The following is a 21,628-nucleotide window of genomic DNA, read 5'->3' as shown; positions in this document are numbered from 1 at the left end:
GGTTAATTCGGGAATTTCTCGCGCTGATGGGCCACGGCTAAAATCTTTATCGCTTCACCATCGATCAGGTAGACCACCAGCAGCGACGCCTTATCGATCAGCAGCTTACGCGCCTGCTGATACCAGACTTTGCCAAGCCGCGGGTTATCGATTAAACGCGCCACGGCTTTTTCCAGTTCAGCGTCCGCCTGCTCCGCCGCCCGCGGATTAACGGGATAGAGAAATTCAAACAGACGTTCCCTGTCCTGCAACGCAACGTCGTCCCATTCGATGCGCATAACAATCCTTGGTTATTCAGCCGGGTATTTTGCCCTTACTTTGGCTTTAAAATCGTTCATCCGCTCCGTGGCCTGCGATTCATCCAGGTAGACCGCCTGCTCTTCATGCAGGCGGGCAAAGGCGTCATCCACCTTCTGTTTCAGCCAGGCTTCATGCTCGTCGGCGCTGTGCTGCTCGTCCGCCATCTGCGCCAACAAGCTGGCGTCATTTTCAATGAGAAACTGCATACGCTCCTTCCTCTTCATGCTGCCACATCCCACGCAACAACGGCTTAAACGTTAGCACAGAGGTGATAACGACAGAATCGGTTTAAGACTATTTTTCAACCAAATTATATCAGCCACATCCCGACTATGCCGGTCAGGATGCCGCACAGCGCCACCAGCGCCGCAGTCAGACACAGCGCCTTGGCGGAGAAGGCTTTCTTCAACATCAGCAGCGACGGCAGGCTGACCGCCGGCAGCGTCATCAGCAGCGCCAGCGCCGGGCCGGGGCCCATGCCCGCCAGCATCATCGCCTGCACAATCGGGATTTCCGCCGCGGTGGGGATCACAAACAGGCAGCCGGCCAGCGCCAGGCCGATAATCCACAGCAGGCCGTTATCCACCACGCCCTCGGCGTGCGGGAACAGCCAGACCCGCGCCGCCCCTAGCAGCAGCACCGCCAGAATATAGACCGGGATGGTTGACCAGAACAGCGTCCACAGCGCCGCCAGCCAGCGGCGCAGGAACGGCTGAGATGCGCTCTCGCACGCCGGCAGCGCCGTCGCCGCATCGCTACTGACCGGCGGCGCGTCGTTCACCGTCAGGCGCTGCACCAGCCAGGCCACGCCCAGCACCATAACGGCGCCGGCCACCAGACGGATGGCGGCAAACTGCCAGCCCAGCACAAAGCCCATAAAAATCAGCGTGGCCGGATTCAGCACCGGGTTGCTGAGCCAAAACGCCAACGCCGCGCCGCTGGATACCGACTGGCGGCGCAAACCGGCCGCCACCGGCGCCGCGCAGCAGGTGCACATCATGCCCGGCAGCGCAATCAGCGACCCCAGCAGCGTGCCGGAAAAGCGCTGATGCCCCAGCGTGCGCGCCAGCCAGTCGCGCGGGATCAGTACCTGCACCAGCGAGCCAACCAGCACCCCCAGCAGCGCCGCTTTCCACACCGCCGTAAAGTAGGTCAGCGCGTACTGCCACGCCGCCATCCACGGGTTAAGCGCGCCATCGGCCAGGATCGAACCGCCGATGGAGTGATTTTCCGCCGCGACAAACGCCTTGCCGTAATAAGGCTGCCATTTGACGTAATACAGGCCGACGGCGACCACCAGTAAAAACAGCACGGGCTTCCACAGCGGCCATGAACGCGCCTGGCCGCCAGAGGCAGGTAAAGGTTGAGACATGAGAGTGACCAGCAAGAATCAGACAATGGCGCTAGCTTAGCGCGATAGCGCGCCGCGCGCACCCGGCTGTCGAAAATAGTTCATCTGTTCGCCACGTTGCCGTCACCTCAGCGTCATCTGCACCCGGCAGGATAAGCCCCATCACCGACCGCCCCCGAGCGCCGCACCGGCGCGGTTAGCGGCGGCCGGCTCACGGAGGTATTCACTATGACGCAGATATCTAGACATCCTACCAGTTACCCCACCCGCTACCAGCAGATCGCGGCGCAGCTGGAAGAGGAGCTGCGCAGCCGCTACCGCGGCGGCGACTACCTGCCTTCGGAGCAGCAGCTGGCGGACCATTATCAGGTCAACCGCCACACGCTGCGCCGGGCGGTGGATCAGCTGGTAGAGCGCGGCTGGCTGCAGCGCCGCCACGGCGTCGGCATTTTGGTGCTGATGCGCCCTTACGACTACCCGCTGCACGCCAAAACCCGCTTTACCCAGAACCTGCTGGAGCAGGGCAACCACCCCACCAGTGAGTGCTTACTCGCGGTATTGCGGCCGTGCAACGGCCACATCGCCAGCGCGCTGGGCGGCGAGGAGGGGCAACAGGTGATTCACCTGCGCACCCTGCGCCGGGTAAACGGCGTGCCGATGAGCGTGATCGACCACTACCTGCCCGACCTCGACTGGTGGCCGGCCCTGCAGTCGTTCCGCCAGGGGTCGCTGCATGAATTTATTGAACAGCATATCCGCCAGTCGCTCAGCCGTCGTCAGACGCGCATCAGCGCCCGCCGTGCGCAGGCGAAAGAGCAGCAGCTGCTGGAGCTGGCCGCCGATGCGCCGCTGCTGTGCGTGCGCACCCTCAACGTCTGCAGCGGCAGCGACCGGCTGGCGGAATACTCCGTCAGCCTGGCGCGCGCCGATATGATCGAACTGACCATGGAGCACTGAATGTCTTCTCCCACATCACGACAACGCTGGATGTCGGTGCTGGCGCACAGCCAGCCGGCCCAGTTGCGCAGCCACTGGCAGGCGCTGAACCTGAACCCCGAGTACCGGCTGCTGCGCGCGCCGGAGATCGGCCTGACGCAGCTGCTGGGGCGCATGGGCGCCACCGGCCGCCGCTTTGTGCTGGGCGATATGACCGTCACCCGCGCGGTGGTGGAGCTGGCAGACGGCGGCCACGGCTACAGCTACGTCGCCGGGCGCGACAAGGCGCATGCCGAACTGTGCGCGCTGGCGGACGCCCTGCTGCAGCAACCGGCGCACCATGAACAGCTGCAGCAACGGCTGATCGCCCCGCTGGCGGCGGCGCAGCAGGAGCGACGCCTGCAGCGCGCCCGCGAGGTGGCCGCCAGCCGGGTCGATTTCTTTACGCTGGTGCGGGGAGAGTAGTCATGAGCTTACTGAATGGTTTCGCCAGCCCGGTGGCGCAGGCGCAGCAGACGTTCCGCCTGATCCTGAAAGCGCTGAGCGAGCCGGGCGTCACGGTGCGGCTGACGGACGCGCCGCAGTGGCCGCCGCTCGATGCCGCCACCACCGCCACCCTGCTGACGCTGGCCGACGGCGAAACGCCGCTCCTGCTCGGCCCGGCGCTGAGCAGTGAGCAGGTGCTGACTAACCTTCGTTTCCATACCGGCGCGCCGCAGGCCTCCTCGGCGGCGGACGCGGTATTCGCCGTGACCGACCACCGCCTGCAGCCGGCGGATTTGCAGGCACTGCCGCACGGCGATGAGCTGGCGCCGGAGCAAGGCGCAACGCTGATCGTCCAGCTCACCGATCTGCAGAGCGGCGCGCCGCTGCGGCTGAGCGGCCCCGGCATTGCCCATAGCCGCACCATCGCGCCGCCGTTGCCGGAGGCGCTGCGCCGCTATCTGCTGGCGCGGCCGCAGCCCTTCCCGCTCGGGCTGGACGTGATTCTGACCTGCGGCGACACGCTGCTGGCCATCCCGCGCACCACTCATCTGGAGGAATGCTGATGTACGTAGCCGTAAAAGGGGGCGAAAAAGCCATTGAGGCCGCGCACCGGCTGCAGGAGCAGCTGCGCCGCGGCGACCCGACGCTGCCGGCGCTGACGGCCGCACAGCTGGAGCAGCAGCTCGGGTTGGCGGTGGACCGGGTTATGACAGAAGGCGGCGTGTACGACCGCGAACTGGCGGCGCTGGCGATTAAGCAGGCCAGCGGCGATCTGGTGGAGGCGATTTTCCTGCTGCGCGCCTACCGCACCACGCTGCCGCGCCTGGCCGTCAGTGAGCCGTTACTCACTGAGCAAATGCGGCTGGAACGCCGCATCTCGGCGATTTATAAGGATTTACCCGGCGGCCAGCTGCTCGGCCCGACCTATGACTACACCCACCGACTGCTGGACTTTACGCTGCTGGCAAACGGCGACGCGCCCGATGCCGCGCCGCAGAGCGCCGACGCCGCGCCGGAAGAACCCTGCCCGCACGTGTTCAGCCTGCTGAGCCGGCAGCAGCTGGCGCAGGCGGAACAGGACGACGGCAGCACGCCGGCGGATATCACCCGCACGCCGCCGGTCTACCCCTGCCCGCGCTCGGCGCGTCTGCAGCAACTGGTGCGCGGCGATGAAGGCTTTCTGCTGGCGCTCGGCTACTCCACCCAGCGCGGCTACGGCCGCAACCACCCGTTCGCCGGCGAGATCCGCAGCGGCTGCGTCACGGTGGAGATCGTGCCGGAGGAGCTGGGCTTCGCCATCGATATCGGCGAAATCCTGCTGACCGAATGCGAGATGGTGAACGGCTTTGTCGCCCCGGAAACGCAGCCGCCGCACTTTACCCGCGGCTACGGCCTGGTGTTCGGCCGCGCCGAGCGCAAAGCGATGGCGATGGCGCTGGTGGATCGCGCCCTGCAGAAAGACGAGTACGCGGAAGACGGCGACAGCCCGGCGCAGGATGAAGAGTTCGTGCTGTCCCACGCCGATAACGTCGAGGCCGCCGGCTTCGTTTCCCACCTTAAACTGCCGCACTATGTGGACTTCCAGGCGGAACTGGAACTGCTGCAGCGCCTGCGGCAGCGCCGCGAATCAGCACAGGAGACGCCCCATGAGTGACGTTCTGAGCGGCTATAACCCCGGCTATCTGGATGAGCAGACCAAACGCATGATCCGCCGCGCCATCCTGAAGGGCGTGGCGATCCCCGGCTATCAGGTGCCGTTCGGCGGCCGCGAGATGCCGATGCCCTACGGCTGGGGCACCGGCGGCATCCAGCTGACCGCCAGCGTCATCGGCGACGCCGACGTGCTGAAAGTGATCGACCAGGGCGCGGACGATACCACCAACGCGGTCTCGATTCGCCGCTTCTTCCGCCGCGTTGCCGGCGTCGCCACCACCGAGCGCACCCGCGAGGCGACGCTGATCCAGACCCGCCACCGCATCCCGGAAACGCCGCTGCGGGAAGACCAGATCCTGATCTATCAGGTGCCGATCCCGGAGCCGCTGCGCTTTATCGAACCGCGCGAAACCGAAACGCGCAAGATGCACGCGCTGGAGGAGTACGGCGTGATGCAGGTGAAGCTGTACGAGGATATCGCCCGCTACGGCCATATCGCCACCACCTACGCCTACCCGGTGAAGGTCAACGATCGCTACGTGATGGACCCGTCGCCGATCCCGAAATTCGACAACCCGAAGATGCATATGATGCCGGCGCTGCAGCTGTTCGGCGCCGGTCGGGAGAAGCGCATCTACGCCCTGCCGCCGTACACCCGGGTCGTCAGCCTGGACTTTGACGATCACCCGTTCAGCGTCCAGCAGTGGGAGCAGCCCTGCGCGCTGTGCGGCTCCCGCAGCAGCTATCTGGACGAAGTGGTGCTCGATGACCAGGGCAACCGCATGTTCGTCTGCTCAGATACCGACTACTGCCAGCAGCGGCTGGCGTCACCCACGGAGACACCGCACTCATGAGCACCACACCGTTACACGAGGCTCCGCTGCTGTCGGTCGAGCGCCTGACCCATCTGTACGCGCCGGGCAAAGGCTTCAGCAACGTCTCCTTTGATCTCTACCCCGGCGAGGTGCTGGGCATCGTCGGCGAATCCGGCTCCGGCAAAACCACCCTGCTGAAAAGCGTCTCGGCGCGCCTGCCGCCGCAGCAGGGACGCATTCTCTACCGCCCGCAGGCCGGGCAGCAGCAGGATCTGTACGCCATGGCGGAGAGCGCGCGCCGCCGCCTGCTGCGCACCGAGTGGGGCGTGGTGCACCAGCACCCGCTGGACGGGCTGCGGCCGCAGGTGTCCGCCGGCGGCAATATCGGCGAACGGCTGATGGCCGTCGGCCAGCGCCACTACGGCGAGATCCGCCGTCAGGCCGGCCAGTGGCTGGAGGACGTCGAGATCCCGCTGTCGCGCCTTGACGATCTGCCCACCACCTTTTCCGGCGGCATGCAGCAGCGGCTGCAGATCGCCCGCAATCTGGTCACCCATCCCAAGCTGGTGTTTATGGATGAGCCGACCGGCGGGCTGGACGTGTCGGTGCAGGCGCGGCTGCTGGATCTGCTGCGCACGCTGGTGGTGGAGATGCGGCTGGCGGCGGTGATCGTCACCCACGATCTGGGGGTCGCGCGCCTGCTGGCGCACCGGCTGCTGGTGATGAAACAGGGGGAAGTGATGGAAAGCGGCCTGACCGACCGGGTGCTGGACGACCCGCACCATCCCTATACCCAACTGCTGGTGTCTTCCGTGCTGTCGTAACTGAATGGGGAATCTATGACGATCAAAATTCGCGTCGAACATCTGAGCAAGACCTTTGTGCTGCACCAGCAGCACGGTACGCGACTGCCGGTGCTGCACGACGCCAGCCTGACGGTCAGCGCCGGCGAATGCGTGGTGCTGCACGGCCACTCCGGCAGCGGCAAATCCACCCTGCTGCGCTCGCTGTACGCCAACTACCTGCCGGACAGCGGCCATATCTGGCTGGAGCATCAGGGCGAGTGGATCGATATGGCGCAGGCGGAAGCGCGGCAGATCCTGGCGGTGCGCCGCCGGACGCTCGGCTGGGTCAGCCAGTTTCTGCGGGTGATCCCGCGCATCAGCGCGCTGGAGGTGGTGATGCAGCCGCTGCTGGAGCTGGGCGTGGCGCATGACGAGTGCCGCGAGCGCGCCAGCGCGCTGCTCAGCCGGCTGAACGTGCCGCAACGGCTGTGGGGGCTGGCGCCGTCCACCTTCTCCGGCGGCGAACAGCAGCGGGTTAATATCGCCCGCGGCTTTATCGTTGACTACCCGATCCTGCTGCTGGATGAGCCGACCGCCTCGCTGGACGCGCGCAACAGCGCGGCGGTGGTGGCGCTGGTTGAACAGGCGCGTCAGCGCGGCGCGGCCATCGTCGGCATTTTTCATGACGACCAGGTGCGCGCGCAGGTCGCCGACCGGCTGCATATTATGCAGGCGCCGCAGACGCTGGAGACGCCGTGATGATTATTAATAACGTACGGCTGGTGCTGGAAGACCAGGTGGTGCACGGCTCGCTGGAGGTGGCGGACGGCGTGATCCGCAGCTTCGCCGACGGCAACAGCCGCCTGCCGCAGGCGCTGGACGGCGAAGGCGGCTGGCTGCTGCCGGGGCTGATCGAGCTGCATACCGATAATCTGGATAAATTCTTTATGCCGCGCCCCAAGGTGGACTGGCCGGCCCATTCGGCCATGAGCAGCCACGACGCGCTGATGGTGGCCTGCGGCATCACCACTGTGCTGGACGCGGTGGCGATTGGCGACGTGCGCGACGGCGGCCACCGGCTGGAGAACCTGCAAAAGATGATTGACGCGGTGATCCACAGCCAGCGCGCCGGGCTGAACCGCGCCGAACACCGGCTGCACCTGCGCTGCGAGCTGCCCAACGCCGGCACGCTGCCGCTGTTTGAGCAGCTGATGGATAAGCCGGGCGTATCGCTGGTGTCGCTGATGGATCACTCGCCGGGTCAGCGCCAGTTCGTCTCGCGCGCCAAATACCGTGAATACCATCAGGGCAAATATAACCTGAGCGACGCCGCGATGGACGAGTATGAGCAGCAGCAGGTCGCGCTGTCTGCCCGCTGGGCGACGCCGAACCGTCAGGCCATCGCCGCCCGCTGCCGCGAGCGGGGCATCGCACTTGCCAGCCACGATGATGCCACCGCCGCCCACGTCGCCGAGTCCTGCGCGCTGGGCAGCGCGATCGCCGAGTTCCCCACCACCGAGGAGGCGGCCCGCGCCTCACACCGGCAGGGGCTGCAGGTGCTGATGGGCGCGCCGAACATCGTGCGCGGCGGCTCGCACTCCGGCAACGTGGCGGCGCACCAGCTGGCGGCCATCGGGACGCTGGATATCCTCTCCTCCGACTACTACCCCGCCAGCCTGCTTGACGCGGCGTTCCGCCTGGCCGCCGACGCGCGCAACGGTTATGACCTGCCGCAGTCGGTGGCGATGGTCACCCGCAACCCGGCGCGGGCATTGGGGTTAACCGATCGCGGCGCGATTGCCGAGGGGCTGCGCGGCGATCTGGTGCTGGCGCGCGCGCACGGCGAACACGTTTACGTGCAGCAGGTGTGGCGTCAGGGACGGCAGGTGTTCTGATGGCGCAGCTTATCTATCTGATGGGCGCCTCCGGCGCCGGCAAGGACAGCCTGCTGGCGGCGCTGCGCAATGCGGCGGACGCCGCACCGCTGGTGGCGCACCGCTATATCACCCGCCCGGCGCAGGCCGGCTGTGAGAACCACGTGGCGCTGAGCGAGCGTGAGTTTCTGCGCCGACGCGCCAACGGCCTGTTCGCGCTGGACTGGCAGGCGCACCACACCCGCTACGCGCTGGGGATCGAGGTCGATCTGTGGCTGCTGCAGGGGATCGACGTGGTGGTCAACGGCTCGCGCGCCTATCTGCCCTACGCCCGCCAGCGCTACGGCGCGCAGCTGCTGCCGCTGTGCCTGCAGGTCGAGCCGGCGGTGCTGCGCCGGCGTCTGGAACAGCGCGGGCGCGAAGACAGCGGGCAGATTGAGCAGCGGCTGGCGCGCGCGGCGGCCTACAGCGTGCCTTCCGACTGCCTGCGACTGGATAATAACGGTGCGCTGAGCGACACGCTGGCGGCGCTGCTGCAACTGCTGACGGCGCTGCGGCGCGAGGAGAACCCATGCAACTGACCTTTCTCGGCACCGGCGGCGCCCAGCAGGTGCCGGCGTTCGGCTGCGAATGCGCCATCTGCCGGCGGGCGCGGAACGAACCGGCCTTTCGTCGGCGCGCATGCAGCGCCATGCTGTATTTTCAGGGGGAAACTACGTTAATTGATGCGGGATTGACGTCATTGGAGAGGCGGTTTTCGGCGGGGCAAATTCAGCGTTTTTTACTGACACATTACCACATGGATCACGTTCAGGGGCTATTTCATTTGCGCTGGGGGTGCGGAAATTCCATTCCGGTGTACGGCCCGGCCGATGAACAGGGCTGCGACGACCTGTTCAAACACCCCGGCATTCTGGACTTTCAGCCGCCGCTGACGCCGTTTGTCAGCGTGACACTGGGCGGGCTGCGCATCACTCCGCTGCCGCTGAACCACTCTAAAATCACCCACGGCTACCTGATCCAGAGCGCCGACGGCGCGCTGGCCTACCTGACCGACACCGTCGGCCTGCCGGCGGAGACCCAGCGCTTTCTGGAGGGCGTCCGCCTGGATCTGCTGGTGCTGGACTGCAGCCTGCCGCCGCAGCCGCAGGCGCCGCGCAACCATAACGACCTCACCCGCGCGCTGGAGATTCAGCAGCATCTGCGGCCGCCGCGCACCCTGCTGACGCATATCAGCCACCGGCTCGACGCCTGGCTGCTGGACCATCCGCTGCCGCCGGGCGTGGAACTAGCGTACGACGGCCTGCGCATCGATCTCAGTGCGCCAGAGGCTCCCGCTGCTGCAGCCGGTCCGACTCCAGCACCCGAACGCCGTCGCCGGGGCTGAACGCCTGTTCCAGCATCGCCTGCGCCACATCGCGGGCGGCGACCGATTTCCACCTGCCGGGCAGCATCTTAAACAGCGGCTGGGCCACGCGTTCCAACAGGCGCGGCTCGGCGCGATCCCCCACCAGCATCGACGGCCGCACCAGCGTCAGACGCTGCCAGCCCTGCTCGCGCAGCGCCTGCTCCATCTCACCTTTGATGCGGTTGTACAGGAAGGTGGATTGCGGGTCGGCCCCCATCGCGCTCACCGCCAGGCAGTGCTGCGCGCCGAGCCGGCGACCGGTCAGCGCGCTTTCCACCACCAGCGTATAGTCGACGTAGTGAAAATTGCCGTCGCTGCCGGCCTGCTGCCGCGTGGTGCCAAGGCAGCAGAACACCGCGTCCACCGGCTGATCCAGCTCCGTCAGCAGGGCGAACAGATCGTCGCCCACCGGGTTCGTCAGTTTGTCATCCGGCGGCAGCGGCCGGCGGCTGGGGGCGGTAATCGCCGTCACCCGTCGGTCCGCCAGCAGCAGGCGCAGCAGCTCACCGCCCACCAGCCCGGTCGCGCCCGTTATCAATACCCGTGCCATGATGCCTCCCATGCTGGCCGTTTATGACTCTTTCAGTATAAGAGATTAACCCGCGGCGCGCCCTGCTCGCCCAAATACGCCGCTCTTCTATACTCAATCAGGTTCCCGCCCCTAACGTCGCCACGCGACGTAAACCGAGGAGTTGTCATGCCGTATGCCGACTTACGTAGCTACCTGGCCGCGCTGGAAGCCCAGCAGCAACTACTGCGCGTGACCGAACAGGTTCGTCCCGAACCGGATCTTGCCGCCGCGGCCTGCGCCGCCAGCAGACTGGGCGACGACTCACCGGCATTGCTGTTTGAAAACGTGTACGGCTATCACACCGCGCGCATCGCGATGAACGTGCACGGCTCCTGGCCCAATCTGGCGATCGCCATGGATCTGCCGAAAAACACCCCGTTAAAAAGTCAGTTCTTCGAGTTTGTACGCCGTTACCAAAACTATCCCGGCGAAGTCGAGCAGCTCGACAGCGCCCCCTGGCAGGAGATAGTGGTCGATCAGGCGGTCAGCCTGTTCGATATTTTGCCGCTGTTTCGCCTCAACCACGGCGACGGCGGCTTTTATATCGATAAAGCCTGCGTGATCTCGCGCGATCCGTCGCTGGCCGACAATCGGCCCAGTCAGAACGTCGGCATTTATCGCCTCGAAGTCAAAGGCCCTGCCCGGCTGGGCATTCAGCCGGTGCCGGCGCATGATATCGCCATTCACCTGCAGCGCGCCGAGGAGCTGGGTGTCGATCTGCCGATCGCCATTGCCATCGGCAACGATCCCATGCTCACCACCGCCGGCGCGATGCCGATCCTCTACGATCAGTCGGAATATGCCATGGCTGCCGCGCTGAACGGCGCGCCCTATCCCGTCGTCTACAGCGAGTACAGCGGTCTCGACCTGCCGTGGAGCTCGGAGGTGATGCTGGAAGGACGCATCCTGTCGCGGGTGCGCGAGGCCGAAGGACCGTTCGGGGAGTTTACCGGCCACTATTCCGGCGGCCGCCTGATGCCGGTGGTGGAGATCACCCGCATCTCCTGCCGAAGCCGGCCGATCTTCGAACATCTGTACCTCGGCATGCCGTGGACGGAGGTTGACTACCTGATCGGCATCAACACCTGCGCCCCGCTGTACGTGCAGCTCAAGCAGGCCTTCCCTGAGGTGGTGGCGGTCAACGCGCTGTATACCCACGGGCTGGTGGTGATTGTTTCTACCCGCACCCGCTTCGGCGGTTTTGCCAAAGGCGTCGGGATGCGCGTGCTGACCACCCCGCACGGCCTCGGCTATGCCAAGCTGGTGATCGTGGTTGATGAGACAGTGGACCCGTTTAATCTGCCGCAGGTGATGTGGGCTATCGCCACCAAGTTCAACCCCGACTTTGATCTGATTACCGTGCCCGGGCTGTCGGTGCTGCCGCTGGATCCGGCGTCGCAACCGGCCGGCATTACCGGCAAAGTGATTATCGACGCCACCACGCCCAAAGCGCCGGAAACGCACGGCCGCTTCGAGCAGGGGCTGGACGACCCTATCACCACCGAGGCCTGGGTGGAGAAACTGCAGGTCCTGATTCAGGCCGCGCAAACCGCTCAGGAACAGGAGGAGGAGAAATGAATAAGCTGCCCGCCGCGTGCCCGCGCTGTGAATCCGCCGGGCCGGAGGTGCTGTGCCACTCGCCGGTAAAAGATGCCTGGACGGTGTTCCACTGTGCAACCTGCTTCTTCACCTGGCGCAGCAGCGAACCGGATTTTATTACCGACCCGGCCAAATACCCCGCACATTTTAAAATTTCCCCGGCGGATATGGCGCACTTCAGCATTATGCCGGTCATTCCGGAGCGCAAACGCCGTTAGCCTGGGCGCTGCCCGACGTTAGGAATTTTCGCGCTGCCAGTACATTTTTTTACCGAAGCCCAGCGCGTTGTCGGTCATTTTCACCTCCTGCAGGCTCAGCAGCCACAGTGTGGCCGGCATCGCTTTCGCCACCGGAAAACGCCTGCAATAGCGGGCGCGTGCCTGCTGCTCTTCTTCCCCGCTGAGGATGCGCGCCGTCGCGCGGTACTGGACGCCCTTAATCAGCGCGATGCTTTTGGGCTTTGGCGCAATGGTGCCGACCACTTCGGCATGCTGCTGCATCAGCTGGCCGTGGCGGGTGTGCGGTTCGGTCATCAGCCACAGCGCCATGCGCTCGGCGTCAAACACGTAGAAACAGTTGGCGCACCACATGTCCAGACCGTTGCCGGCGCAGAGCGTCAGCACGTGCTGTTTACTGAGGAAGCGGATGATATGCTGCTGTTGTTCGCTCTGTTCCACCGGGGTTCTCCTTTAGGCTGTTAACAGCATCTTACCACCGGATTGTGTCCAGGCTGCCCGTGCGGCAGTGAATGAATATAAGTCTACTGAATACTTAACGCATTGTTTATGGTGCTATCCCTTAGTCAAACGGGAATAGGCCAGGCCGCCGGCCAGACCACCAACGACGCACCCTATCCCCAGCCCGGCAAGCAGCAGAACAAAGTTCGCGGACATTTGGTCTTCACCATGAACCGGTCCCACCAGCCAATCTGAAATATAAGGATACGCCAACCATATAAGCACAATGCCCATCACTGCCCCAACGATAATAGCGAGGACCCTTTTCATACTACTCCCCAAAACCCTATTTCTTTCGATTTAAAGAAATCACTAAAAAGTTCTGCTACCGATATCCCCTACTGAAATTCATTAGTTATTTCGCTATTACCAGGCCTCTTACTTTTACTAAAACCTTCTCGTCGTTAACAATTAAAGGCTGCATATATTTTTACCGGTACAATCGTCCGGTTAGACAGGAAAAGACGAAACGGGGATACTGGGCGCCATATACCGCCCGGGGCGAACCCGCGCGATGATGACTCGCTCAAAGGTAAGAATGAATGGCGGAAAGCACCACCTGGCATCTGTATATGCTGCGCCTGCCAAGCGGCATGCTGTATACCGGCATCACCACCGACGTGCTGCGGCGGCTGGCTCAGCATCAGGCGGGTAAAGGCGCCAAGGCGCTGCGCGGCAAAGGCGAGCTGCAGTTGGCCTTTCACTGCGCGGTCGGCGACCGTTCGCTGGCGCTGCGGCTGGAATACCGCGTCAAGCAGCTGAGTAAAACGCAAAAAGAGAGGCTGGTGTCACACCCGCCTCTGTCTTTGGATTATCTGCTGGTTAAAAACGGTTAAACGGCGCGGCGTAGTCCACGGTGCCGCTGACGCCGTCCAGCGCGTCCGGCGCCAGCGGGTAGACCTGAAACGCCTGCTCACAGCCCGGCCAGCGGCAGCTCAGCCCGTACTCCGCCGCCGGCTTAAAGCCAAAGCGCGCGTAGTACTCCGGCTCGCCCAGCACCACCACCGCGGCGTAGCTGAACTCGTTTAGCGCATCCAGCCCTTCGTAAACCAGCTTCTCCCCCAGCCCCTGACGGCGCAGGCTCTCTTCCACCGCCAACGGCGCCAGACCGACCCACTGGCGGTCCTCCCCGGCGACGTCAACCGGGCTGAAGGCGGCATAGCCCACCACGCCGCCTTCGTCATCGGTGGCGACCACGCCCAGCGTCAGCTGGCCGTCTTCACGCAGTTGGCGCACCAGGTCGGCTTCATCATCACGCCCGAAGGCGCGGCGCAGCAGAGCGTCGATGCCTGCGGCGTCTACCGGAATCTCGACGCGAATCAGCATGGCGCCACCACTTGGGAAGACGGTTCTGCGCCCTCTTGTAAACCTGCTTCAACAAATTCCGCCAACTGCAGTAACCCAATACGCAGCGGCGCCGGCATGGCTTCCAGTTCAATCGCATCCATCAGATTTTTTACATACAGGCCCAATTCGGTATCCCCTTCAATCTGTAGCCGACGCTGGAAAAACAGCGTGTCAGGATCCTGCTTGCGCGCCGCGATCAGGATCAGATCGTTGGCGTCGCCGCTGAAGCTGACGTCGGCTTGTGCATGCTGGCGAACCACCAGCCGATCGTTTTCTACCGTCATAAACCATTGTAGCGCCAGATCCCGCACTTCGATCTTCAGCCACCGTGATTCAAGAAATTCCAGATCGCCATCCGCGAGCGCCTGACGGAACTGCCAACCCAACACCTGCTCCAGCAGTTGACGCTGCAGGGCGAAAGGGGTGAGTTTGAGCGGCACGCGCAGCAGCGACGGCCCCTGGCGCACAATGCGCGATCGTAGTTTTTCCAACACGGTCATCCACTCCTTCATTACTCAGTTAGCGCTATTTTGCCATATTGCGGCCGGGCTTCCGCGGTCTATATCAACAAATCATGCGATTGCGGCTAACGCCCCGCTGTTTATCAATACGCCAGAAACTGCCCCAAATCAAAATCTGTTGCGTATGACTTCACTAAAATTGTTCCCCCGTTAAACATCGCTGCGGCCGTATTGCCCGCGGCGACAACCGTCACAGCGCCTCGTCGCTGGACCAGGATCACAGTATGGAGCTGCTTTGTCCCGCCGGGAATTTACCGGCGCTGAAGGCCGCGGTCGATAACGGCGCCGACGCCGTGTATATCGGTCTGAAGGACGACACCAACGCGCGCCACTTCGCCGGGCTCAACTTCAGCGAAAAAAAACTGCAGGAAGCGGTGGAGTATGTTCACCGTCACGGTCGTAAGCTGCATATCGCCATCAACACCTTCGCCCACCCCGACGGCTACGCCCGCTGGCAGCGCGCGGTGGATATGGCGGCGCAGCTGGGCGCCGACGCGCTGATTCTGGCGGATCTGGCGATGCTGGAGTACGCCGCCGAGCGCTATCCGCATATTGAGCGCCACGTCTCGGTGCAGGCCTCCGCCACCAATGAGGAGGCGATTCGCTTCTATCAGCGCCACTTTGCCGTGCACCGCGTGGTGCTGCCGCGCGTGCTGTCGATGCATCAGGTGAAACAACTGGCGCGCACCAGCCCGGTGCCGCTGGAGGTGTTCGCCTTCGGCAGCCTGTGCATCATGGCGGAAGGCCGCTGCTATCTCTCTTCTTACCTGACCGGCGAGTCCCCCAATACCGTCGGCGCCTGTTCGCCGGCGCGCTTTGTCCGCTGGCAGCAGACGCCGCAGGGCATGGAATCACGCCTCAACGACGTGCTGATTGACCGCTATCAGGAAGGCGAAAACGCCGGTTACCCGACGCTGTGCAAAGGGCGCTATCTGGTTGACGACGTGCGCTACCACGCGCTGGAAGAACCCACCAGCCTGAACACGCTGGCGCTGCTGCCGGAGCTGCTGGCCGCCAATATCGCTTCGGTAAAAATTGAGGGGCGCCAGCGCAGCCCGGCCTACGTCAGCCAGGTGGCGCGCGTCTGGCGCCAGGCGATCGACCGCTGCATCGCCGACCCCGCTGGCTACCAGCCCGACGCCGGCTGGATGACGGCGCTCGGCGCCATGTCTGAAGGCACTCAAACCACGCTCGGCGCCTATCACCGTAAATGGCAATAGCAGGAGGCTGCATGAAATACGCATTGGGGCCAGTGCTCTACTACTGGCCGAAAACCGAGACCGAGAGCTTTTACCAGCAGGCGATGCACAGCAGCGCCGATATTATTTATCTCGGTGAAAGCGTCTGCACCAAGCGGCGTGAGATGAAGGTCGGCGACTGGCTGGCGCTGGCTAAAGCGGTGGCGCAGTCCGGCAAGCAGGTAGTGCTCTCCACTCTGGCATTGCTGCAGGCGCCTTCCGAATTAAACGAGCTGAAACGCTACGTGGAAAACGGCGAGTTTCTGATAGAGGCTAACGATCTCGGTACGGTGAATATGGCGGCGGAGCGCGGCCTGCCGTTCGTCGCCGGTCACGCACTGAACTGCTACAACGCCTATACCCTGCGGCTGCTGCACAAGCAGGGCATGACGCGCTGGTGCATGCCGGTGGAACTGTCCCGCGACTGGCTGGGCAAGGTGCTGGAGCAGTGCGCCGAGCTGGGCTTCCGCCGCGGCTTTGAGGTAGAGGTGCTGGGCTACGGCCACCTGCCGCTGGCCTACTCCGCCCGCTGCTTTACCGCACGCTCGGAAAACCGCGGCAAGGATGAGTGCGAAACCTGCTGCATCAAATACCCGCAGGGGCGCGCCATGCGCTCACAGGAAAACCAGCAGGTATTCGTGCTCAACGGCATCCAGACGATGAGCGGCTACTGCTACAACCTGGGTAATGAGCTAAGCGGTATGCAGGAGCTGGTCGATATCGTGCGGCTGTCGCCGCAGGGCATGGAAACGCTGGCGATGCTCGAGCAGTTCCGCGCCAACGAAAATGCCGGGCAGCCGCTGGCGCTGACCAACGACAGCGACTGCAACGGTTACTGGCGGCGCGTCGCCGGGCTGGAACTGGTGCGGTAACTGCTGGTTAATCCCCGTTCACACGGGGAACACTACTGCTGGATAAACGCAGCGGTAATCATGTCCGGTTTATCCCCGCTCGCGCGGGGAACACTGCAGACCGTCTTCACCCATCACAGGGACCTGCGGTTTATCCCCGCTCGCGCGGGGAACACTCTTCGCAGGCGCGCCAGGCCTGAAATACACCCGGTTTATCCCCGCTCGCGCGGGGAACACGATTTCTATTATGGCGGCGATACTGCGCTGGCTGGTTTATCCCCGCTCGCGCGGGGAACACTGGTCCTTAGATTAAGATGTGAGTACCGGTGACGGTTTATCCCCGCTCGCGCGGGGAACACAGATTTCGTTGTCCTCCGGCTATTGTTACGGCCGGTTTATCCCCGCTCGCGCGGGGAACACTTTTTTGTTGCAGATGATAATCCGGGTACGACCGGTTTATCCCCGCTCGCGCGGGGAACACACTAAATATATCCAATTGAATTATATTGATTTTTTACCACTTAAAAAAGCCACCGACTTTTCACGATAATCTGAAAAATATAACCAATTGAAAAACAATTAATTTATTTTCACTTCGCCATCAGAATAGCCGCTGTACCAAGCAGATCATCACTCACCTTCTGCCGCACCTTACCGAACAGGCTTTATCCCGCAACACTACGCCCGCCGTTTCCGGAACAGACTGCGCAGCGCCACACTGTTATGCGCCAGCCCCACTCCGATACCGATCACGGTATACACCGCGCCAAGCAGCAGCAACATCAGCACGTCGTTCCCCACTTCATTCAGCGACATCCCCATCTGGTTCACCCCGGCGATCGCTTTGGTGGCCCAGGTGGAAGGAATGCAGTATGAAATGGCGCGCACCCAGCCCGGCATCGCCTGCAGCGGCCAGATGGTGCCGGAAAGGTAGAAAATCGGCGTGGTGATAAACGCCAGCGTCAGGTAAATCATCTCCACGCTGCGCAGGCACTCGGTCACCAGCTTCCCTAACCCCAGCACCGCCAACAGGAACGGGAAGGTCAGCAGCAGCACCTCCGCAATGTTCGCCGTCTGCCGGTAGCCCAACACCCACGGCCACAGCACAAACAGCACGATGGACAAAAACAGCCAGATCGGCAGCAGCGCCGACAGGCCGCCGAGGTACACCGGGATCGACGGTTTGCCGCTCGGTGCACTTTTCAGCGCAATGCTGACGCGTACGCTGGCGATCAGCAGCGAGTGCTGCAGCAGCATGACCAGCAGGCCGGGGAACACGATTGCCGCGAAGCTGATGCCGGGGTTAAACACGTCCAGCGTCTGCCCCTGAATCGGCGTCAGGATAATCTGCGCCTGCCGTTCGCTAAAGCCGCTGCGCAGCAGCAGCGAGGTATTGTACTGACTCAGCAGCTGCTGATAGGCGGTCACCACGTCCTGCTGGATCTGGCCGTTTGCCAGCCGGTTGGTGGCGTCGCCGTACACCGGCACCACAATGTTCTCGCCGTGCAGGATCTTCTTCTCCAGATTCACCGGCATAATGATCACCGCAAACAGCTCGCGCCAGCCCAGATCGCGCTGGGCCTGCTCCAGGCTGTCGTAGGTTTTGATGGCGACTTTTGAGGTGGCGTCCAGTTGGCGGATCAGCTCACGGCTGGCGCTGCTGTGATCCTGGTCGATCACCCCCACCGGCAGATCCCACACCGAACGGTTGGCGTACACCAGGCTCATTACACACAGCGACAGGATCAGCATCAGCCACATCGGCCGCTCCAGCATGCCGATCAGCACCCGGCTAAAGGTTTGCCAGTAGCTCTTCATTGCGCTCCTCCGTCCTTAGCCAGCCGCTTCAGCAGCCGGTTGCGCACCAAAAACGCGGTCACCAGCGGATAAACCAGCAGCAGCGCGCACACGCCGAAAATCGCCCGCGCCGGCACCTGGCGCAGGAAGACGTCAAACATCGCGTACAGCGCATGGGTCAGCGGCTCAATATTGGAAATAATCCGCGCCGGCAGCGGCATCGACAGCTCCGGCACCGCCATGCCGGAGTAGGTCATCGCAATACTGACCAGAATACCGATCAGGCTGTAGGCGGTGATCGCGCTGCCGGTAAAGGTAAACAGCAGCAGGCCGATACTCTGTGCCGCCGCCACGTAGAAAAAGCCGATCAGCAGCATAAACAGCGGGTTGCCGCTGACGCGCGCGTCGAAAATCCCCACCAGCGCGGCAATCTCAATCATCAGCAGGGTGGTAAAGCAGATGGTATACGGCGCCAGCTTGCCCAGCAGCGCCAGGCTGAACGGCCGCGCGCTCAGCAGCGACTTGCTACGCGCCATCACATAGATCATGCAGGTGACGACAAACAGCTGCAGCAGGTGAATGGTCGCGGCGAACTGCTGATAATAGATATAGCTGCCGCTGGCGTTAAACAGGCTGCCGTAGTTAAGCGTCACGTCCGCCAGCTGCGGCAGCGTTTTCCCCATGCTGGCGGCGATAATCGAGCGGTAACTGGCGTTGGTTTCCGTCATCAGGCCGCTGAAATCCTGGGTGGAATAGAGCCCGGCGCCGTAGAACAGAGCGTTGTAATACAGCACGATGCTCGGCTGCTTGCCCGCCAGGGCGTTCGCCTCCAGATCCGGCGGCACATACAGCAGCGCATAGTCCTGCGCGCTGCGCAGCCGGCGCAGCGACTCGCTCAGCCCGCCGTCATGGGCCTCGACGTGAGCATGGGAGCCTGCGTCCAGTTTGCGGATCAGCGATTTCGACAGCGGGCTGTGATCGTTATCCACCACCGAAACCGGCAGGTTCAGCAGCGTGCCCTCCGAGAAGTTGCTGCTGATCAGGCCGAACAGCATCAGCGGAAACAGCCAGCCCAGCCAGTGGATCACCGGGCTGCGAAAGGCAACCCGGCACTCCCGGTTAAACGCGTGGCTGAAGCAGCGCCATCCGGCCCTTACTCTTTCCATTGCCATAAGCTGCTCATCCCTGGGCGCAGGCCTTCAATCGGCTGAGCCGGGTACAGGCGTACTTCAAAGGTTTTCAGGTCGAAGTCGCCGGTGGCGCGCGTGGCGCGTTTGGTGGCGTAATCCCCCAGCGGCGCGATATAACGCACTTCGGCATCGATGAGCTTATCCTTCAGCGCCGGTACGCGCAGCTTCACCTTATCGCCCTTGCGTATATTCGCCAGAATATCTTCCCGCAGGTTAAACACAAAGTAGGCGTCCGGCAGGCGGATCAGCGTCACCAGCGGGCTGGAGGCGTTCAGCAGTTCGCCGACCTCGGCCGGAATCGGCCCCACTTCCCCGTCCACCGGCGCTTTCACCTGCAGGTCGTCGGCCTGCGCCTGCACTTCCAGCAGGTTCTCTTCCGCTGCGCGCAGCGCCGCGGCGTATTGCTGACGCAGCTCAATACGGTCGCCGTTGATGCCTTCATCCAGCTTGGCCTTCGCGTCCTGCACCTGTTGATAGGCGGTATCGCGCGAACGGCGCGAGCTGTCCAGCTCGGACTTGGAGATATAGCCTTTGGCCGCCACGCTGCGGTTGCGGTCGTAATCATGCTGTGCGTTGCGCAGTTCGGCCTGCGCCTGCGCCAGGCTGGCGCGCAGGCTGCGGATGTTCTCTTCGCGCGTGCCGTGCAGCGACTGATCGAGCTGCGCCTTGGCCTCATCGCGCGTCGCCTGCGCCGAACGCAGCTGGGCCAGCAGCTCCGGGCTGTCCAGTTTAATCATCACCTGGCCGGCCTTGACGTCATCGCCGCGTTCAATCAGGCGTTCCACCACCCGTCCCTTGGCTTTTGACGCCACGATCACTTCCGGCGCGTCCACTTCGCCCTGCAGCAACAGATCCTGATTATGCGAGCGGAACAATACCGCCATCGCAATGGCGATCACCACCAGCAGCAGGGTAAATAAGGTCTTTTTATTCATGCATCAAGCTCCCTGAGCGTAAGCGGCTGGCGAAAATATGACGGTCCATACAATGTCGGTCTCTCCCAAAAGGCCGTATTTGCGACAAGGATATCACAAGCACGTATATCCTCTTTTATAACCGCAATTTGCATTATGCTTTTAACGTGAAATTGCAGATCCCTGCACTCGCCCTTTAAGCGATGAAACTTGCAACAATGGACGAATGATATGACACAACACGCATCGGTCCCGCTTTCGGTACTGGATCTCTCCCCCATTCCTCAGGGAGCAAAGGCGCGCGACGCGTTTCACTGCTCTTTAGATTTAGCACAACATGCTGAAAAGTGGGGGTTCCAACGCTATTGGTTGGCGGAACATCACAATATGACCGGTATCGGCAGCGCGGCGACCTCGGTGCTGCTCGGCTATCTGGCCGCCGGCACCGACACTATTCGCCTGGGCTCTGGCGGCGTGATGCTGCCCAACCATGCCCCGCTGGTGATCGCCGAACAGTTCGGCACGCTGGAGTCGCTGTACCCCGGCCGTATCGATCTGGGGCTGGGCCGCGCGCCCGGCACCGACCAGCGCACCATGATGGCGCTGCGCCGCCACCTGTCCAGCGAGGTGGATAACTTCCCGCGCGACGTGCAGGAGCTGCAGCACTACTTTGCCGAGACGCAGCCCGGACAGCCGGTACAGGCGGTGCCGGGGCAAGGGCTGCACGTGCCGATTTGGCTGCTGGGCTCCAGCCTGTACAGCGCGCAGCTGGCCGCCAAGTTGGGCCTGCCGTTCGCCTTCGCCTCCCACTTCGCGCCGGATATGCTGTTCCAGGCGCTGAGACTGTACCGGGAAAACTATCAGCCTTCCGAACGCTGGCCGCAGCCGCATGCGATGGTGTGCGTCAACGTGATTGCCGCCGACAGCGAGCGCGATGCGCGCTTCCTGTTCAGCTCCATGCAGCAGCAGTTTATCAACCTGCGCCGCGGCGAACCGGGGCCGCTGCCGCCGCCGGTAGACAATATTCACGCGCTGTGGAGCGCCGGCGAGCAGTATGGCGTCGAACAGGCGCTGCGGATGTCGATCGTCGGTGATGAAAATAGCGTGCGCGAAGGGCTGCAGGCGCTGCTGCAGGAAACCGAGGCCGATGAAATCATGGTTAACGGCCAGATCTTTGACCATCAGGCGCGGCTGCGTTCGTTTGAGATCGTCGCGCAGGTGAAGGATGGGTTAACGCGCGGCTAAACGCCGCGCG

The 21,628-nt window shown here is 63.2% G+C and carries 26 protein-coding genes and 1 CRISPR repeat array; of the genes, 16 read left to right on the top strand and 10 right to left on the bottom strand.

The annotated features are described in order from the left end of the window. Window positions 1-2: 2 nt before the first annotated feature. The 3 genes from I6G83_RS09230 to I6G83_RS09220 form a co-directional block, all read right to left on the bottom strand. The gene (locus I6G83_RS09230; RefSeq protein WP_054304844.1) at window positions 3-278 is read right to left on the bottom strand and encodes a type II toxin-antitoxin system RelE/ParE family toxin; all 276 of its coding nucleotides are present in this window, start codon (window positions 276-278) and stop codon (window positions 3-5) included. Window positions 279-290: 12 nt separating this feature from the next. Beyond that, window positions 291-506 (bottom strand): hypothetical protein, encoded by a 216-nt coding sequence (locus I6G83_RS09225; protein ID WP_015670657.1) that lies wholly within the window; start codon window positions 504-506, stop codon window positions 291-293. A 104-nt stretch (window positions 507-610) separates the two neighbouring features. Next, the gene (locus tag I6G83_RS09220; protein ID WP_054304843.1) at window positions 611-1,672 is read right to left on the bottom strand and encodes a permease; all 1,062 of its coding nucleotides are present in this window, start codon (window positions 1,670-1,672) and stop codon (window positions 611-613) included. Between the two features lie 207 nt (window positions 1,673-1,879). Here I6G83_RS09220 and phnF point away from each other — a divergent pair, with 207 nt between their 5' ends. Genes phnF through phnP form a run of 10 tightly spaced genes read left to right on the top strand, consistent with a single transcriptional unit; the run spans window position 1,880 to window position 9,587 of the window. Then, window positions 1,880-2,608, top strand: a complete 729-nt coding sequence (gene phnF, locus I6G83_RS09215; RefSeq protein WP_054304842.1) for a phosphonate metabolism transcriptional regulator PhnF — start codon at window positions 1,880-1,882, stop codon at window positions 2,606-2,608. Then, window positions 2,609-3,052 carry a phosphonate C-P lyase system protein PhnG gene (phnG, locus tag I6G83_RS09210; protein WP_054304841.1) on the top strand — a complete coding sequence of 148 codons (444 nt, stop codon included), beginning with the start codon at window positions 2,609-2,611 and terminating at the stop codon, window positions 3,050-3,052. Window positions 3,053-3,054: 2 nt separating this feature from the next. Beyond that, the gene (gene phnH, locus I6G83_RS09205) at window positions 3,055-3,636 is read left to right on the top strand and encodes a phosphonate C-P lyase system protein PhnH (protein ID WP_054304840.1); all 582 of its coding nucleotides are present in this window, start codon (window positions 3,055-3,057) and stop codon (window positions 3,634-3,636) included. After that, a complete protein-coding gene (locus I6G83_RS09200) occupies window positions 3,636-4,727 on the top strand; it encodes a carbon-phosphorus lyase complex subunit PhnI (RefSeq protein ID WP_054304856.1) in 1,092 nt (363 codons plus the stop codon). The genes phnH and I6G83_RS09200 overlap by 1 nt, the downstream gene beginning before the upstream one ends. Next, the gene (locus I6G83_RS09195; protein ID WP_015670651.1) at window positions 4,720-5,580 is read left to right on the top strand and encodes an alpha-D-ribose 1-methylphosphonate 5-phosphate C-P-lyase PhnJ; all 861 of its coding nucleotides are present in this window, start codon (window positions 4,720-4,722) and stop codon (window positions 5,578-5,580) included. Before I6G83_RS09200 ends, I6G83_RS09195 begins: the two co-directional genes overlap by 8 nt. Next, window positions 5,577-6,365, top strand: a complete 789-nt coding sequence (phnK, locus tag I6G83_RS09190; protein WP_054304839.1) for a phosphonate C-P lyase system protein PhnK — start codon at window positions 5,577-5,579, stop codon at window positions 6,363-6,365. Before I6G83_RS09195 ends, phnK begins: the two co-directional genes overlap by 4 nt. A gap of 15 nt (window positions 6,366-6,380) precedes the next feature. Further along, window positions 6,381-7,085 carry a phosphonate C-P lyase system protein PhnL gene (phnL, locus tag I6G83_RS09185; protein ID WP_054304838.1) on the top strand — a complete coding sequence of 235 codons (705 nt, stop codon included), beginning with the start codon at window positions 6,381-6,383 and terminating at the stop codon, window positions 7,083-7,085. Then, window positions 7,085-8,221: an alpha-D-ribose 1-methylphosphonate 5-triphosphate diphosphatase gene (gene phnM, locus I6G83_RS09180; protein ID WP_054304837.1), complete on the top strand. Its 1,137-nt coding sequence runs from the start codon at window positions 7,085-7,087 to the stop codon at window positions 8,219-8,221. The genes phnL and phnM overlap by 1 nt, the downstream gene beginning before the upstream one ends. Further along, complete coding sequence (gene phnN, locus I6G83_RS09175) at window positions 8,221-8,781, top strand: ribose 1,5-bisphosphokinase (protein WP_015670647.1); 561 nt, start codon at window positions 8,221-8,223, stop codon at window positions 8,779-8,781. The genes phnM and phnN overlap by 1 nt, the downstream gene beginning before the upstream one ends. Further along, entirely contained in the window at window positions 8,772-9,587 is an 816-nt protein-coding gene (gene phnP, locus I6G83_RS09170) for a phosphonate metabolism protein PhnP (RefSeq protein WP_054304836.1), read from the top strand. Before phnN ends, phnP begins: the two co-directional genes overlap by 10 nt. Here the strand turns inward: phnP and I6G83_RS09165 are convergent. Then, window positions 9,517-10,158 carry an NAD(P)H-binding protein gene (locus I6G83_RS09165; protein ID WP_054304835.1) on the bottom strand — a complete coding sequence of 214 codons (642 nt, stop codon included), beginning with the start codon at window positions 10,156-10,158 and terminating at the stop codon, window positions 9,517-9,519. The genes phnP and I6G83_RS09165 overlap by 71 nt on opposite strands. Window positions 10,159-10,305: 147 nt before the next feature. Between I6G83_RS09165 and I6G83_RS09160 the strand changes: the two genes are divergently transcribed. Then, window positions 10,306-11,757, top strand: a complete 1,452-nt coding sequence (locus I6G83_RS09160) for a non-oxidative hydroxyarylic acid decarboxylases subunit C (RefSeq protein WP_054304834.1) — start codon at window positions 10,306-10,308, stop codon at window positions 11,755-11,757. Beyond that, on the top strand, window positions 11,754-11,996 hold the full coding sequence (locus tag I6G83_RS09155; protein WP_054304833.1) for a non-oxidative hydroxyarylic acid decarboxylases subunit D: 243 nt from the start codon (window positions 11,754-11,756) through the stop codon (window positions 11,994-11,996). The genes I6G83_RS09160 and I6G83_RS09155 overlap by 4 nt, the downstream gene beginning before the upstream one ends. An 18-nt stretch (window positions 11,997-12,014) precedes the next feature. Here I6G83_RS09155 and I6G83_RS09150 read toward each other — a convergent pair whose 3' ends face one another. Further along, entirely contained in the window at window positions 12,015-12,455 is a 441-nt protein-coding gene (locus tag I6G83_RS09150) for a YhbP family protein (RefSeq protein ID WP_054304832.1), read from the bottom strand. A gap of 602 nt (window positions 12,456-13,057) precedes the next feature. On the opposite strand from I6G83_RS09150, the gene I6G83_RS09145 reads away from it, so the two are divergent. Then, a complete protein-coding gene (locus tag I6G83_RS09145) occupies window positions 13,058-13,351 on the top strand; it encodes a GIY-YIG nuclease family protein (RefSeq protein WP_015670632.1) in 294 nt (97 codons plus the stop codon). Here I6G83_RS09145 and I6G83_RS09140 read toward each other — a convergent pair. Beyond that, window positions 13,338-13,841, bottom strand: coding sequence for a GNAT family N-acetyltransferase (locus tag I6G83_RS09140; RefSeq protein WP_054304831.1), 504 nt, complete (start codon window positions 13,839-13,841; stop codon window positions 13,338-13,340). The genes I6G83_RS09145 and I6G83_RS09140 overlap by 14 nt on opposite strands. After that, window positions 13,835-14,356 carry a ubiquinone anaerobic biosynthesis accessory factor UbiT gene (gene ubiT, locus I6G83_RS09135; RefSeq protein WP_041411962.1) on the bottom strand — a complete coding sequence of 174 codons (522 nt, stop codon included), beginning with the start codon at window positions 14,354-14,356 and terminating at the stop codon, window positions 13,835-13,837. Before ubiT ends, I6G83_RS09140 begins: the two co-directional genes overlap by 7 nt. Window positions 14,357-14,607: 251 nt before the next feature. Here ubiT and ubiU point away from each other — a divergent pair, with 251 nt between their 5' ends. Beyond that, window positions 14,608-15,603 (top strand): ubiquinone anaerobic biosynthesis protein UbiU, encoded by a 996-nt coding sequence (ubiU, locus tag I6G83_RS09130; RefSeq protein WP_054304830.1) that lies wholly within the window; start codon window positions 14,608-14,610, stop codon window positions 15,601-15,603. An 11-nt stretch (window positions 15,604-15,614) separates the two neighbouring features. Then, a complete protein-coding gene (locus I6G83_RS09125) occupies window positions 15,615-16,493 on the top strand; it encodes a U32 family peptidase (protein ID WP_054304829.1) in 879 nt (292 codons plus the stop codon). A 5-nt stretch (window positions 16,494-16,498) separates the two neighbouring features. Then, window positions 16,499-16,953: direct repeats of the CRISPR family, unit length 28 nt; unit sequence GGTTTATCCCCGCTCGCGCGGGGAACAC. A gap of 197 nt (window positions 16,954-17,150) precedes the next feature. Here I6G83_RS09125 and I6G83_RS09120 read toward each other — a convergent pair. The 3 genes from I6G83_RS09120 to I6G83_RS09110 are packed head-to-tail and all read right to left on the bottom strand — an operon-like array spanning window position 17,151 to window position 20,394. Beyond that, window positions 17,151-18,290 (bottom strand): ABC transporter permease, encoded by a 1,140-nt coding sequence (locus I6G83_RS09120; protein ID WP_054304828.1) that lies wholly within the window; start codon window positions 18,288-18,290, stop codon window positions 17,151-17,153. Beyond that, the gene (locus I6G83_RS09115) at window positions 18,287-19,441 is read right to left on the bottom strand and encodes an ABC transporter permease (protein WP_054304827.1); all 1,155 of its coding nucleotides are present in this window, start codon (window positions 19,439-19,441) and stop codon (window positions 18,287-18,289) included. The genes I6G83_RS09120 and I6G83_RS09115 overlap by 4 nt, the downstream gene beginning before the upstream one ends. Then, on the bottom strand, window positions 19,423-20,394 hold the full coding sequence (locus tag I6G83_RS09110; protein ID WP_054304826.1) for an HlyD family secretion protein: 972 nt from the start codon (window positions 20,392-20,394) through the stop codon (window positions 19,423-19,425). Before I6G83_RS09110 ends, I6G83_RS09115 begins: the two co-directional genes overlap by 19 nt. Window positions 20,395-20,604: 210 nt before the next feature. Between I6G83_RS09110 and I6G83_RS09105 the strand changes: the two genes are divergently transcribed. Beyond that, window positions 20,605-21,618 carry a luciferase-like monooxygenase gene (locus I6G83_RS09105; RefSeq protein ID WP_054304825.1) on the top strand — a complete coding sequence of 338 codons (1,014 nt, stop codon included), beginning with the start codon at window positions 20,605-20,607 and terminating at the stop codon, window positions 21,616-21,618. Window positions 21,619-21,628 lie beyond the last annotated feature (10 nt).

It is taken from the genome of Serratia rubidaea (assembly GCF_016026735.1).
Lineage (GTDB): Bacteria > Pseudomonadota > Gammaproteobacteria > Enterobacterales > Enterobacteriaceae > Serratia_B > Serratia_B rubidaea.
This window is presented reverse-complemented; position numbering and strand designations above follow the sequence as displayed.